General features: G+C 38.3%; 11 protein-coding genes and 1 pseudogene. 4 read left to right on the top strand and 8 right to left on the bottom strand.

The window, feature by feature from the left end:
* Nucleotide 1: 1 nt before the first annotated feature.
* The gene (gene efeO, locus B7696_RS09155; RefSeq protein ID WP_084863338.1) at nt 2-874 is read right to left on the bottom strand and encodes an iron uptake system protein EfeO; all 873 of its coding nucleotides are present in this window, start codon (nt 872-874) and stop codon (nt 2-4) included.
* A 334-nt stretch (nt 875-1,208) separates the two neighbouring features.
* Between efeO and B7696_RS09150 the strand changes: the two are divergent.
* The 4 genes and pseudogenes from B7696_RS09150 (at nt 1,209) to B7696_RS09135 (ending at nt 4,371) form a co-directional block, all read left to right on the top strand.
* Nucleotides 1,209-1,814, top strand: a pseudogene (locus B7696_RS09150) (recombinase family protein).
* A 163-nt stretch (nt 1,815-1,977) separates the two neighbouring features.
* On the top strand, nt 1,978-2,733 hold the full coding sequence (locus B7696_RS09145) for an LPXTG cell wall anchor domain-containing protein (RefSeq protein WP_158086163.1): 756 nt from the start codon (nt 1,978-1,980) through the stop codon (nt 2,731-2,733).
* Between the two features lie 66 nt (nt 2,734-2,799).
* Entirely contained in the window at nt 2,800-3,849 is a 1,050-nt protein-coding gene (locus tag B7696_RS09140; protein WP_084863334.1) for a DUF6287 domain-containing protein, read from the top strand.
* Between the two features lie 222 nt (nt 3,850-4,071).
* Complete coding sequence (locus tag B7696_RS09135; protein ID WP_084863333.1) at nt 4,072-4,371, top strand: YbaB/EbfC family nucleoid-associated protein; 300 nt, start codon at nt 4,072-4,074, stop codon at nt 4,369-4,371.
* 152 nt (nt 4,372-4,523) lie between these two features.
* Here B7696_RS09135 and B7696_RS09130 read toward each other — a convergent pair whose 3' ends face one another.
* The 7 genes from B7696_RS09130 to B7696_RS09100 all read right to left on the bottom strand — a co-directional run bounded on the left by B7696_RS09130 (nt 4,524) and on the right by B7696_RS09100 (nt 14,473).
* Nucleotides 4,524-5,384, bottom strand: coding sequence for a methionyl aminopeptidase (locus tag B7696_RS09130; protein WP_084863331.1), 861 nt, complete (start codon nt 5,382-5,384; stop codon nt 4,524-4,526).
* A gap of 15 nt (nt 5,385-5,399) precedes the next feature.
* Nucleotides 5,400-6,677, bottom strand: a complete 1,278-nt coding sequence (gene spxR, locus B7696_RS09125) for a CBS-HotDog domain-containing transcription factor SpxR (RefSeq protein ID WP_084863329.1) — start codon at nt 6,675-6,677, stop codon at nt 5,400-5,402.
* Nucleotides 6,670-7,221 (bottom strand): GNAT family N-acetyltransferase, encoded by a 552-nt coding sequence (locus B7696_RS09120; protein ID WP_084863327.1) that lies wholly within the window; start codon nt 7,219-7,221, stop codon nt 6,670-6,672. Before B7696_RS09120 ends, spxR begins: the two co-directional genes overlap by 8 nt.
* Nucleotides 7,222-7,236: 15 nt before the next feature.
* Complete coding sequence (locus B7696_RS09115) at nt 7,237-8,496, bottom strand: UDP-N-acetylglucosamine 1-carboxyvinyltransferase (protein WP_084863325.1); 1,260 nt, start codon at nt 8,494-8,496, stop codon at nt 7,237-7,239.
* Between the two features lie 222 nt (nt 8,497-8,718).
* Nucleotides 8,719-10,224 (bottom strand): pyruvate kinase, encoded by a 1,506-nt coding sequence (gene pyk / locus B7696_RS09110; protein ID WP_004259601.1) that lies wholly within the window; start codon nt 10,222-10,224, stop codon nt 8,719-8,721.
* A gap of 58 nt (nt 10,225-10,282) precedes the next feature.
* On the bottom strand, nt 10,283-11,290 hold the full coding sequence (gene pfkA, locus B7696_RS09105) for a 6-phosphofructokinase (protein WP_020900675.1): 1,008 nt from the start codon (nt 11,288-11,290) through the stop codon (nt 10,283-10,285).
* A gap of 81 nt (nt 11,291-11,371) precedes the next feature.
* Nucleotides 11,372-14,473 (bottom strand): DNA polymerase III subunit alpha, encoded by a 3,102-nt coding sequence (locus B7696_RS09100; RefSeq protein ID WP_192856309.1) that lies wholly within the window; start codon nt 14,471-14,473, stop codon nt 11,372-11,374.
* Between the last annotated feature and the right edge of the window lie 21 nt (nt 14,474-14,494).

Below are 14,494 nucleotides of genomic sequence, written 5' to 3'. Positions count from 1 at the left end.
CTTATTCTCCACTAAGAAATTTACCCATTTGTGATAGAGGTTCACCAAGTTTTGTCACAGCTTCTGACAATTCTTTGGTATCTTCTTTTGTTAAATCAGTATAGAGTTTGTAGTGTTCCTTGTCAGTCATGTGTTTGTCCAGCAAACTATTAACAGACTTGAAATCTGCTTCCAATTCTTTAACTAGGTTGGCGTCTGATTTTTCAAGTAAAGGTTTAAAGAGTTGGAAAATCTTCTCAGCTCCCTCGATATTGGCACGGAAGTCATACAAGTCTGTATGAGAATAAATTTCCTCTTCACCCGTAATCTTGCTTGTTGCCACTTCGTTTAGCAAGTCAACTGCTCCAGTCAACATAACCTTGTAGTCTACATCCACAGTTGCAATCTTGGCTTTCAATTCCTTGATATCATTGACCAACTGATCGCCATAGCTTTCAGTTCCTTTAGTCGTATTTTCTTCCCAAAGGATACGTTCGATACGGTGGAAACCTGACCAACCTTCCTCTGTCTTGTTTTCGTCCATATAGTCTGCCAAACGGAAGTCAATCTTAACATCTGACTCACCAAAACTTTCGGCAATCGGTTCTGAACGCTCATAAGACATACGAATCAGTGGATAAACCTTCTTAGACTCTTCTAATTTGCCTTCTTTCAACAGTTTGACAAAGCCTTCCGTATCGGTCAACAGTTTATCAATTTGCTCTTGCACAAAAGTCTTATAGTCAGCAGTGGCCTTATCAAGCATTTTTTGCTTGTCTTCAGATAAGGCTGTCACCTTAGAAGAATCACTTGTGTTGCTTGGCTTAGATTGGTTATTAGCACAAGCAGTCAATAGCAAGGCTGAAGATAAAAGGACAAAACCTAGTTTTTTCATTGTTTACTCCTATTGGTTCAGGAAACCTGAATTAATTTTACGTTTCATTATACCATATTTTCACTCATTTTTCAATAAATTGTCAGACAATTTAATGTTTTGAATTTAAACTTATATTAGACTTTTAACCTCAAAATTGATAAAATAGGAATGAAAATAATTGTAAAAGAATTTTAAGTCCTTAGGATTTTTTATCCAACACTACTATTCACGCAAACAAGACAAAATCTTGGCAAAAAGATACCGTAGCAAAGAGTACACCAAACTACCACTCATTATGGGCGGTAGTTTTCTTTTCGTCTAAAATAGAGATAAAAAGATAGGTGGTAGCCTTATGCGTTATGGTTATGTACGAGTATCCACTAAGGAGCAAAATATCGATAGACAAATGTCTGCCTTGGCATTCGAAAATATTCCCCAAAATCAAATTTTTATACATAGGGCCTCTGGAAAAGATTTTGACAGGACGGAATACCAAAAATTGCTAACCGTTCTACAAGCAGATGATGAGATAGTTATTAAATCAATTGATAGACTCGGACGAAACTACGATGATATTTTAGAACAATGGCAGTTACTCACTAAGACAAAAAAGGTACATATCAGAGTTTTAGATTTTCCACTCTTAAATACTAAAAATACCAGCGATACAATCACTGGTAAACTAATTTCTGATTTGGTTTTACAAGTTTTATCTTATGTGTCTCAAATGGAAAGAGAGCAAATCAAGTAAAGACAACTAGAAGGAATTCGAGAAGCTCAAAAAAGAGGGAAACAGTTCGGAAGACCGAAGCTAAATGATCCACCAAATTTTTACGATTTAGAAAAAAAATACAGACAAAAAAAAATAACTATTCGTGAAGGAGCAGAAATCTTAGGAGTTTCAAAAAGTACTTTTCATAATTGGCTAAAAAACTATAGTTTTTGTCAAAAAAAGTAGGAAATTTTGGACAACTAGTATCTCACCATTTTTAATTCAAAATAATGAAAAATTTAGTATTTTGATGGATTATATCTTCTTTGTTTATTCTATCAATTTTGTCCATAAAAGTCTACATTATTGGACAAAGGATTACTTCAAAAATAATAGGAGGTCTCTTTTAATGAAGACAAAATCTAAAATTAAACTTTTTGCAACTGCTATAATTGCAACTGCTAGTATAGGTGTAGCTGGTGCGATTACACAATCTAATACTGTTACCGCAAACGAAGTTACAGTTACAGAACGAGACGGGTTCCCAACAGTGACGTTCGAGACTGATGCAGTATTTAAGAATTTTGAAGAAGCTAATACTTTTGCTGAAGGACGTGCTGCTGAAATCTTAGAAGCAACTGATGGCTATAAAGATTATTCCCTAAATGCTGCTCCAGCGCTAGACGGAACTTCAAACTATCTTGTTAGTGGTGAAATCCGTGCCTACAAAGATTATTCAGGCGCAAGTGTAACTGCTGAACAAGCAAAGAAGAATATCGAAGCTGCTGCTCGTAAGGTGGTTAAAGATGCAAACCCTTCAATTTCAACTACAAAACCTGTTACTCCTACTAAACCTGTAGAAGAGGTCAAACCTGTTACTCCAGCTAAACCTGTGGAAGAAGTTAAATCTGAAACTCCTACTAAACCAGAAAAAGATGTTAAATCTGAAACTCCGGCTAAACCAGAAAAAGATGTTAAATCTGAAACTCCGGCTAAACCAGAAAAAGATGTTAAATCTGAAACTCCGGCTAAACCAGAAAACAACAAAAACAACGACAAGAAGACTTTACCAAATACAGGTGAATCAACATCTACTCTTGGAATTATCGGTACTGTCCTTTCAATCACTGGACTAGGATTTATCGTAAAACGTAAGCGTGGGTAGAGAGATTAAATAACTGTAGAGTACTATCTTACAAACTTAAAAAGTTCTAACATTACAAAATTAGCTATGATTAAAAAAACAACCTTATTTACTATTCTTGCCTTAACTAGTCTAACTCTTGTAGCCTGTCAACAAAAGCAAGAAGCTACTACTTCAGCAAGTACAGAACAAACGAGTTCCACTAGTAAGGAATCCTCCAGCTCCTCTTCTGAAGTGAAGAAAACGTTTTATAGTTTATATAACGAGGTAATAGAAAAATATTCTCAACCACAAAATATACCAATCATGGACATGAAGATTAATCCCGTAGCCAAGTTTATAAATACCGAGCCAGAAGTATATTCAGATATCGACTACTGTCTATATGATTTTGATAAAAATGGGACAGACGAACTAATCATTGCTCTGAAAATTAAGTCAGGTAAACATGATATTCTAGACATCAGAACGATTCAGAATGATAAAGTCGTTCAACTCACTAATGCAGAAAATTATCTAGATGTTATCGGAGTAGAAGAGATTTTTGTCCCTCTTGAAGATGGATATTTTCAACTTTCAAGAGCATCTGGTGGTGAAAAATCTCACAAGCTCTATAAACTAAATACAAATACACCTGACTTAGAATTACTCACTGAATCAGATACAGAAGCAGGATTAGGAACTAGACCACCACTACTGAACCAAGATACATTTTCTTGGAAATCTGTAACAAAGCCAATATTAGGAGAAACAACACCCTCACAAGAAATTAAAGGAATGAATCTATCAGCTATCCAAAACGGTGATTTTTCAAGTATCTCTGGTACATGGCGCAATAGTGCTGGTGTAGAACTTGTATTTGACGAACATGGACTGGTTAGTGATCATTCGCAAGTTTCAATTGAATATGCTAAAGAAATTGACCACTATATTAAGGCAGGTTTACTTCCTAGAAATGGAGGAGCTGGTGGTTCTGCCCTTGCCTTTTTACCTGCAGGAATTCCTTTGACAACGGCTATCACTTCTTCACCCGAAAACGGATATAAGGACCTGTCCGATATTAGCCAAGAACGACTATGGGCAGGACAACAACTTATAGAAGGAAATAGCTCAGGATTTTTCTATAAGGTAGAATAGTCTTAGTAGACTCTTAAACTAGCTCATAAAATATCTATTAACTTTCCATAAATACATATAGGATAAATATTCTTATTTTCTTAGAATATTTATCCTATATTTTTATTAACTTTACATTCCTATCAATACTATCTGAATTCACTCTGAAAAAGATTAGACTTTTAAGTCTAAAATTGATAAAATAAAAAAGAAAATAATTGGAAAAGGAAACTATAAATTACCATGATGAATATGCAAAACATGATGCGCCAAGCGCAAAAACTTCAAAAACAGATGGAACAAAGTCAAGCTGAACTTGCTACTATGCAATTTGTTGGCAAATCTGCTCAAGACCTTGTTCAAGCGACCTTGACTGGAGATAAGAAAGTTATCAGCATTGACTTCAATCCAGCTGTCGTTGACCCAGAAGATCTTGAAACTCTTTCTGATATGACCGTTCAGGCTATCAACTCAGCTCTTGAACAGATCAATGAAACTACTAAGAAAAAACTGGGTGCTTTCGCTGGAAAATTGCCATTCTAATCATAAGAAAAACCGGCTCTATAATATTTGTAGGGGGTAAATCCCCCTACAGATATTATGGAGCCATTTTGTTTTATTGAAAAAAGTCTGACAAAATCAATACAATGCATTTTTTATAAGAATGAAACTTCCAGCAGCCTTTTAACTTTTTATTAATAAGTCCCTTCTTCACCTTGACTAGTCAAGATAACAGGTCCATCTTTTGTAATCACGAATTGGTGTTCATATTGACAAGATAAGCCACCGTCAATGGTTTTATGCGCCCAACCAGTCTTCATATCTGTATCAATTTCCCAATCACCGGTATTAATCATTGGTTCAATGGTTAAGACCATTCCTTCACGAAGACGGAGTCCACGACCTGCAATACCATAGTTAGGAACCATTGGTTCCTCATGCATTGTTGGACCAACACCATGACCAACCAAATCACGCACTACACCGTAACCACGGCTTTCAGCGTATTCTTGAATGGCTGCACCGATATCACCGATACGATTTCCAACAACAGCTTGCTCAATCCCCTTGTACATAGCTTCTTTGGTTACATCCATCAAGTTTTTCACTTCTTCGGACGGTGTACCAACGGCGTAAGCCCAACATGAGTCTGCAAGACCACCAGAATAGCTCTGAGTGTATTTTTTCATTTGCTCAACATTGTTGAAGTTTAATTTTGAGACATTCAAATCAGATTTGGCAATAGGACCTCCCAAAACCATGTCGACCTTGAGCAAATCACCCTCTTTCAAGATATAGTGACGAGGGAAAGCGTGAGCTACTTCATCGTTAAGAGAGCAACAGGTAGCATAAGGATAGTCCATCATGGCACCGTCAACCCCAATCTGAAGCGGAAGGAAATTTTCTTCCTTACAACGACGGCGAACATACTCTTCAACTTCCCACATATCTACGCCAGGTTTAATCAAATCACGTAAGCCGATATGAATACTTGCGAGGAAATCACCGGCTTTATCCATAGCTTCGATTTCACGAGCTGATTTTAATGTTATCATCTTTTCTCCTAGTTTCTAATTAATTTTAACAGTCACATTTGCTTTTGAAACAATCTGATGACCATGATAAATATCGTAATCAATAATAGCTGACCGTCTCGTATGATGGATAATGCGTGCTTGAATGCGCAATATATCATCTATCTGAACAGCCTGTAAAAAGTAGATCAGCATCTGCTCGATAATGAGATTGCGCCCGCTATTCACAACTAAATCTTGAGTCATGTGGGTCAAGATTTCTGCCAATACACCGTTAGCCAAAACACCATTTTTTTCAAGCATAAAGGGTTCAACTGTAATGACGACTTCATCATGGTGATAAGAAAGTTTTTGACCAATCTGCTCAGAAAAAGTCGGTAGAGCAGAAACTTGTGAACGGCTCATCTTCTCCATGACATCTCGTCGTGTCACAACTCCAAGCAAGGTTTGATTATTCCGAACAACCGGTACCATTTCAAAGTCTTCAGCAATCATCCGTTGACTCACATTGGCAATATTTGTCGATAATCCAACCAAAAATAAACTACGTGACATGACCTTGTCAATTGTGGTACTTGGTGACTTATCACCAGCGTCTCTCATGGTTACAACACCAACAACAACCTGATGTTGATTGATAACTGGAAAACGACTGCTACGATTCTTACGAACTAAGTCCAAATAATCTTTGACTGTATCGGTTTCTCTCAGAAAACCATACTCATGACTCGGACGATAAAGTTTCTCAACAGTTAAAATATCCGTCTTAATTTGGACATTTGAGAGGGCTTTATTGATCATGGTCGCAATGGTAAAAGTGTCATTCTTGCTTCTCAGAACAGGAATCCCTTTTTGATTGGCCAGTTTAAGCACATCATCATGAACCTGAAATCCACCTGTAACCAGAACTGCATTTTCATTTTCAAGCGCTAACAGTTGGATACGGGTACGGTCTCCGACAATCAAGAGCCCCCCATCGTGAAGGTAAGATAAGATATTTTGTTCAGTCATGGCACCGATTGAAAACTTACTAAATTCTCTCTCTAAACCTTCTTTCCCAGCTAGAACCTCAGAAGAAGTCACTTCTGCAATTTCAGCAAAAGTTAATCTCTCAATAGCAACTTTCTGAGATTTAACACGAATAGTACCACTTCTAGGACGGGTCTCCACAATTCCACGGTTTTCAGCTTCCTTGATAGCGCGATAAGCCGTTCCATCACTGACTCCTAGATGGTTGGAAATGCTACGAACACTGACTCTTTTACCAACAGGTAATTCTTCCAAATAACTTAGAATTTCTTGGTGTTTACTCATTAAATTCTCCCTTTACAAAGCGAAACTCAAGATAATCTCGCATTTTCCTTGTATAGCGATCACTTCCTTTAAACTGACGGAACAAACGGAATCCAGCCTTAAGAGCAACTTTTTGGCTAGCTTCGTTTTCGAGATGGGTTATGATGGACAATTGTTTTAAACCAAACTCCTCAAAAGAAAGTTGGCAAAGTTTTTTAACAATTTCTGTCATAAAGCCTTGGGACCAAGCATCTTTTCTCAAAAAATAGCCAAGTTCTGCTTCTTTTTTAATTTCATCTAGTTTTTCAAACTTAACAGAACCAATCATTTTTTCAGTTTTCTTGTCACAAATAGCCCAAACTCCTAAAGGAGCCTTCATAAAATAATTGGCCAGTGCATATTGACTCTCTTCCAGACTAGCTTGACTTGGAAAAATAAATTGTAAATTCTCAGGATTGGAAGCTATCTCATGGAAGTCCTTACTATCACTAAAAAAGAAAGGACGCAAATACAAGCGATCCGTTTCAAAAAAAGAAAACATTGCTAATTTGGTCCAAATATTCATAAACACCTCTATGGTTTATTCTTCGACTAATGAAATATCCGCTCCAAGATTACGTAATTTTTCAATAATATCTGAATAACCACGTAAGATGAACTCAATATTTGTAATTTCAGTTTTACCTTCAGCCATTAAACCAGCAATGACAAGTGCTGCACCAGCTCTAAGGTCAGTAGCTTTTACATTTGCACCACGTAAACTACGTCCACCAGTATATAAAATATGGTCGTTTGTAGTCGTAATATCCGCGTCCATCTTTGCTAGTTCAAAAACATGGTTTACACGTTTTTCATAAATGGTATCAATAATGGTACCACGCCCTTCTGCTGTTAACAGAAGAGGAGTAATTGGTTGCTGTAAGTCAGTAGCAAAACCTGGATAAGGTGCTGTCTTAATATTGATTGCTTTCAAATTAGACTGTTCCTCGACAAAAATGCTGTCCTCCGATACAGTCATTCGAACTCCCATTTCTTCCAACTTAGCGATGAATCCTTCTAGGTGTTCGTATAATACATTATTAATACGAATTCCCTTACCGACTGCCGCAGCTAAGGAAATATATGTTCCTGCTTCAATACGATCTGGAATCACCTGATGACGCGTTCCATGTAATCTGTCAACACCATCAATAATGATAATATTAGTTCCAGCGCCGCGGATATGAGCTCCCATATTATTCAAGAGAGTGGCGACATCAATAATCTCAGGTTCTCGGGCTGCATTTTCAATAATCGTACGGCCATTTGCTTTAACGGCAGCAATCATTGTATTAATCGTCGCACCCACGCTGACCGTATCCATGTAAATGCTTGCACCATGAAGTCCTGCATCTTTAGCAGATAACTTCATGTTATCTCCCTCGTAGCTAACAGTTGCTCCCATAGCTTCAAAAGCCTTAAGATGTAGATCAATAGGGCGAGGTCCCAAATCACATCCACCAGGTAAACCAACAGTAGCTTCACCAAAGCGACCTAAAAGACTTCCATAAAAATAATAAGATGCACGAAGACTATTGATTTTCCCATAAGGCATTGGAATATTTTGAACACCTCTTGGATCAATCTCTAACACATCGTCATAACGCTTAACAGTAGCCCCCATTAACTCCATAATTTCGACAAGACTAGCAACATCGGAAATATCTGGAACACAATCCAAAGTCACCACATCATCTGCCAAAATAATAGCTGGAATCAAAGCTACTACACTATTTTTTGCGCCACTAATGGTAATCTCACCTTGCAGAGGCAAGCCACCATTGATAACAATTTTTCTCATTTTAAATTTTTAATACTCTTTCAAAATTTCTAAAAAGGTCCTACTCTAAAGTATATCATAAATTCACCCTTTTTTCCATCATTTTCGATTATATTAGCTGAATCGGATTTTATTGGTAACTGAGTTTCTTACAAAGTTTTGCCCCTTTTTTGCCCCCTGATACAGAAAAAGACCTATCATACAAGCTATAAAGCTTGATATGATAGGCTTTTTAATATTAGATTAACGTACTGTGCGAATACGCATTGTGTTTGTACGAACAGCTTCTCCAACTGGTACACCAGCTACGATAACGATATCGTCACCAGATTGTACAAGTCCTGCTTCAACTGCTTTACGTTCAGCGATTTCGAACATATCGTCAGTTGATGATGGAGCATCTGTCAACATTGGGATAACACCCCAGTTCAACATCAATCCACGTTCTGTCAATTCGTCAAATGTCAACGCCAAGATGTCAGCATTTGGACGGTATTTAGAGATCAAACGTGCAGTATGTCCAGTCTTAGTAAGAGTTACAACCAATTTAATATCCATTGAGTTAGTAGCATCTTTAACAGCTGAAGCCATTACTTCTGTCTTAGAGTTACGTTCGAATGAATCTGAGTTCAAACGTCCGTATTCGTTAAGAAGAGTTTGAGCGTTCTTGTCGATTGTAGCCATTGTAGTTACTGACTCAAGTGGGTATTTACCGTTTGCAGACTCACCTGAAAGCATTGTAGCATCAGTTCCGTCGATAACAGCGTTGAATACGTCTGATACTTCTGAACGAGTTGCACGTGGTTTTTCAGTCATTGTTTCAAGCATGTTTGTTGCAGTGATAACAACTTTACCTGCAGCATTGACTTTCTTGATGATCATTTTTTGGTAAACTGGAACCATTTCGAATGGTACTTCGATACCCATGTCACCACGAGCGATCATGATACCATCAGCAGCTTCAATGATTTCATCCAAGTTGTCGATACCTTGTTGGTTTTCGATTTTAGCGAACAATTGAACGTGTCCGTTTCCAGTTTCTTTACAGATTGCACGAACTTCGTTAACGTCTTTAGCAGTACGTACAAATGAAATCGCGATGAAGTTGATACCTTGTTCAAGACCGAAGCGGATGTCATCGTTATCGCGTTCAGCAAGAGCTGGGAAAGGAATTTTAGTGTTAGGGATGTTAACACCTTTTTGTTTAGCAATTACGCCATCGTTTTCAACTTCAACTTCAAATTCACGAGTTGCATCGTCTTTAGCAACCACACGAAGACCAAGTTTACCATCGTCAACCAAAACTTGACGACCAACTTCAACATCATCATAGATATCAAGAGCACCAGCAACGTTCAATGCGATCACATCACGAGTTGATTTGATTCCTTGTTTAGTAGCAACACGGATTTTTTCACCAGTTGTGTAAGAGTACTCTTTTGCATCTCCTTCAAATAATTCAGTACGGATTTCTGGTCCTTTTGTATCAAGAAGGAAACCAACTTTTTTACCTGCAAGTTTTTCAGCAAGTTTAACAGTTGCCATACGGTCACCTTGTTCTTGGTGGTCACCGTGTGAGAAGTTGAAACGGAATGTGTTAGCACCAGCTTCAATCAATTTAGCAATGTTTTTAGCTGAAGCTTCAACATCAAGTTTTTCACCCCAGTATCCGTCATCACCGAATTTTTTACCACCACGGATTTCTACCGCAGGTCCCAAAGTTGCAACGATTTTTACACGTTTGTTCATGATTTTTGTGACTCCTTTATATATATGACCTTTTTGGTCTTATTAACTAAATTATAAATTATGACAAGCTCTTATTCAAGCTAGATAGCTCAAGGTCAGCCTTATGTGGATTGTTAACCACAATCTTACCATCTGCAGTCAAGCTAAACAATGCTCCTTCTTCTGCAGTACCAAGAATTGGGTTTTCAACCATTTTCTCGTTACGGATACCAACCGCAACACCACCGATACCTTCTTTAAGAAGTTTAACAGCATGAGCACCCATACGTGATGCCAAAACACGGTCACGCGCAGTTGGAGAACCACCACGTTGAATATGTCCAAGTTCTGTTACACGAAGGTCACTTGTATCTCCCGCTTCTTTTAGTTTTTGACCAAATTCAGCTGCTGACATCACACCTTCTGCCAAGACGATGATGTTGTGTTTTTTACCACACTCATAACCAGCTTTGATACTTGCTACGATATCTTCCATCTTGAATCCTTCTTCAGGAATGATGATTTCATCAGCACCAGTTGCAATACCAGCCCAAAGAGCGATATCACCTGCGTTACGACCCATTACTTCGATAACAAATGTACGACGGTGACTTGATGATGTATCACGAATCTTATCGATAGCATCCATAGCAGTAGTAACCGCTGTGTCAAAACCGATTGTGAAGTCAGTACCAACAATATCGTTATCGATTGTACCAGGAAGACCGATAGCTGGGAATCCATGTTCAGTCAAACGCATAGCGCCGTGGTAAGATCCATCACCACCGATAACAACTACACCTTCAATTCCGTGTTTTTTCAATTGCTCAATCCCTTTAAGTTGCCCTTCAAGTTGAGCGAACTCTGGGTAACGAGCAGAGTGAAGGAAAGTACCACCACGAGAAATGATGTCTCCTACTGAAGCCGCATCTAGGGGATGAATTTCACCAGCAACCATACCAGCATATCCATCATAGATACCAAATACTTCCATTCCTTCTGAAATTGCTTGACGAACAACTGCACGGATAGCAGCGTTCATACCAGGGGCGTCTCCACCACTAGTCAAAACAGCAATACGTTTCATATTGGTTATGCTCCTTTTTCTTTTAACATTCTTACTGATTATATCACATTTAAATGGAAAATTCTTCTATTTTCCGTAATTTTAGCGATAAATCGTTTTCATAACGATTCCACCTAATTTCTCTTCTAATTCAGTGGATTTAGTCACAAAATGATGGGGAGAAACAATCGTTCTCTGTTCCTCTTCATACCTGATGATGACTGGGATTGGGCCTTTATACTGGTCTAAAATTCTCGAAATTTCTTGATCCGATTCATGATTTTTTACCTGTATCCAAAAGCGTTCAGCCACTGCTGCTCTTATTTCTTGTGCAATCATTTGCAGACGGCCATCTCGTAACTGAATTTTTCCTCTTATATAGTAGAAAGCTCCTTCTTTCAATTCCTGCCCAATCTGTCGATATAAGTCTGAGAAGAGGGTAACATCCAATTTTTTCTTACTATCATCTACCTGTAAGAATGCCATGTTTTCACCCTTTTTAGTCCGAATCACTTTTATTTTCTGAATTTCAACCAATATAATGGCGTGACTATTTTCTGACAAATTTCCGATTGGTGTAATTGGGTAGATAGCCTTACTTGCAATAGCTTGTAAGGGATGTTTGCTAACTCCTACCCCTAGAAACTCTTGTTCCATATAGAATTTTTCTTGTTCTGTCCAATCTTCCGATTCCTGCCAACTATATATTGTATCACCGAACAAGCTCCCTAACTCTTTCACAAATTCAAATAGATTACCTAAATTATTAAATACTTTTTGGCGATTTTTTTCAAATGAATCGAAAAGACCAACTTTTACCAAAGGTTCTAGCAGAGGAAGTTTCAGATAATTCTCAGGTAATTTAGCTATAAAATCTTCAATGCTCGAATAGGGTCTATTTTCAATAATCCAAAGCGCCAAATCATTGCTGACTCCCTTAATCGATTTCAGACCTAGATAGATGGACTTGTTGGCAATTTTATCATGATAGGGAATGGTATTGATGGACAGAGGTGCTACTTCAAAGCCTGCTTCAAGAGCGTCTGTTAGGTAATCACTGTTGGAAGAATTCAGCATGACCTGATAAAAAATGGCTGGATAATGCGTTTTGAAATAGGCCAACTGGAAGGCCAAGGCTGAGTAGGCATAGGCGTGAGATCGGTTAAATCCATAACCTGCAAACTTCTCCATAACATCAAAGACCTGCTCTGCCTTTTCCCTAGTATGACCAGCATCTAATGATCCTTGAATAAAGGATTCCCTCATTTCATGCATGGCAGAGGCATCCTTTTTCCCCATAGCCCGACGTAAAATATCGGCTTTTCCGAGGCTAAATCCAGCAAATCTCTGAGCAACCTGCATAACCTGCTCCTGATAGAGCATGATGCCGTAGGTTGGAGCCAAAATATCCTCCAGTACTGGATCCAGAACAGTCACTTCTTCCTGCCCATGCTTTCTTGCCACAAAATTATTGATGTAGTCACTGGCACCTGGTCGATTTAGAGAAGTAGTTGCTACGACATCTTCAAAACAGACTGGTTGCACACGTTTGAGCAAGCGAATGGCACCAGGTTGTTCAAATTGAAAGATACCTTTTGTATTGCCAGAGGCAAATAAAGCTAACGTTTCTTTGTCTTCCAAATCAATTTCTTCAATTTTAAGGTGAATACCTTCTGATTCAGCAAGCAATTCTTGCATCTTCTGGACAAAGGTCAAATTTCGCAGTCCCAGAAAGTCCATTTTCAATAGCCCGCTAGATTCAACTCCATGAGCATCATACTGAGTCAGCGGAATTTCGTCACCATGTTTTAGAGGGATGTAATTGGTCAAATCTTGGTCACTGATTACAACACCAGCCGCATGGACAGAGGTTTGTCTTGGATAGCCCTCTATCTTGCAAGCAATTTCAAAGGCTTTTTGATATTCTAGCTTACTATTGATTTGCTGACGAAACTGGAGATTGCCCTCATAGGCTGACTTTAGATTATCTCGAAAACTGATTTTCTTGGTAATTGCGGACAATTCATACTCTGGCACACCAAAGCGCTTCAAGACATCTCGCAAAGCTTGCTTGGCCCCAAAGGTAGAAAAAGTAACGATTTGAGCCGCATGTTTACTACCATATTTATTACCAACATATCTGATAAAATCTGGACGATAAATATCAGGGATATCTATATCAATATCAGGCATGGTATAGCGTTCACGATTGAGGAAACGTTCAAAAATCAGATTCTTCTGAACTGGGTCAATCCCTGTGATATCCAAGGCGTAGGAAACCAAACTACCGACTGCAGAACCCCGTCCCATTCCCATATAATAGCCATTCGAACGTCCAAAACGTAATAAATCCCAAACAACCAAGAAATAATCATCAAAGCCCATATCATGAATAACAGCCAATTCTTGGTCTAGACGGTCTTGATATTCTTTACCAGTCAACCCCTTCTGAACAAGCCCCAATTCAGCACGTTCTCTCAACTCTTCTACTGCTGGTCTAGCTGGATTAAAGCGAGGCAGTTTCAGACTAGTATCCAAGTCATAAGAAATACCTGAAATAAGCTTTTCTAAATTTTCCAAGGCTTGAGGAAAACGCTCTTGGAATAGTTTCTCTAAAGAACTTGCTGACATAAAAACATCTTGTCTAGAACGCAAAGGAACTTCTCTTAGCGGTAGATTTTCTTTAATCGCTGTTAATATTTGAAGAACCTCTCTATCCTTACTTTCAAATGTATTGACCCGATAAATAGGCAAAATTGGATGATGAAATTCGCTTGCTAGTGTTTCCGGATAAACCCCAATATAGTAATCACAGCCCAGATTTAGCGACTCAAGTTCTTCAAAATAAGGTACAATGACAGCAATATCCTCCAGATACTGAGATAGAACTGACCAACTTTTCTCCCCCTGCATCTTGGCTGTTGATAGTTTCATCAACTGCTGATAGCCCACACTAGATAAAGCTAAAAAGCGCAAATTCACATCCTTATCATCTACAAGCACATTCATTTCAAGCCCTAACAAAGGATGAATGCCGTATTTTTTTGTAACCTCTAGAAAATCGAAAGCCCCGTAAAGATTGTCAATATCCATCAAAGCCAGATGAGTGTAGCCATAGTCTTTTGCTACTCTCACATACTTGTCGATTGAAATGACACTCTCCATAAAACTATAGACTGTTTTTGTATCTAGTTGTGCGATCAATTTACACTTCTCCTCTATCAT

The sequence above is a fragment of the Streptococcus mitis genome (genome assembly GCF_002096815.1).
Classification (GTDB): domain Bacteria; phylum Bacillota; class Bacilli; order Lactobacillales; family Streptococcaceae; genus Streptococcus; species Streptococcus mitis_AD.
This window is presented reverse-complemented; position numbering and strand designations above follow the sequence as displayed.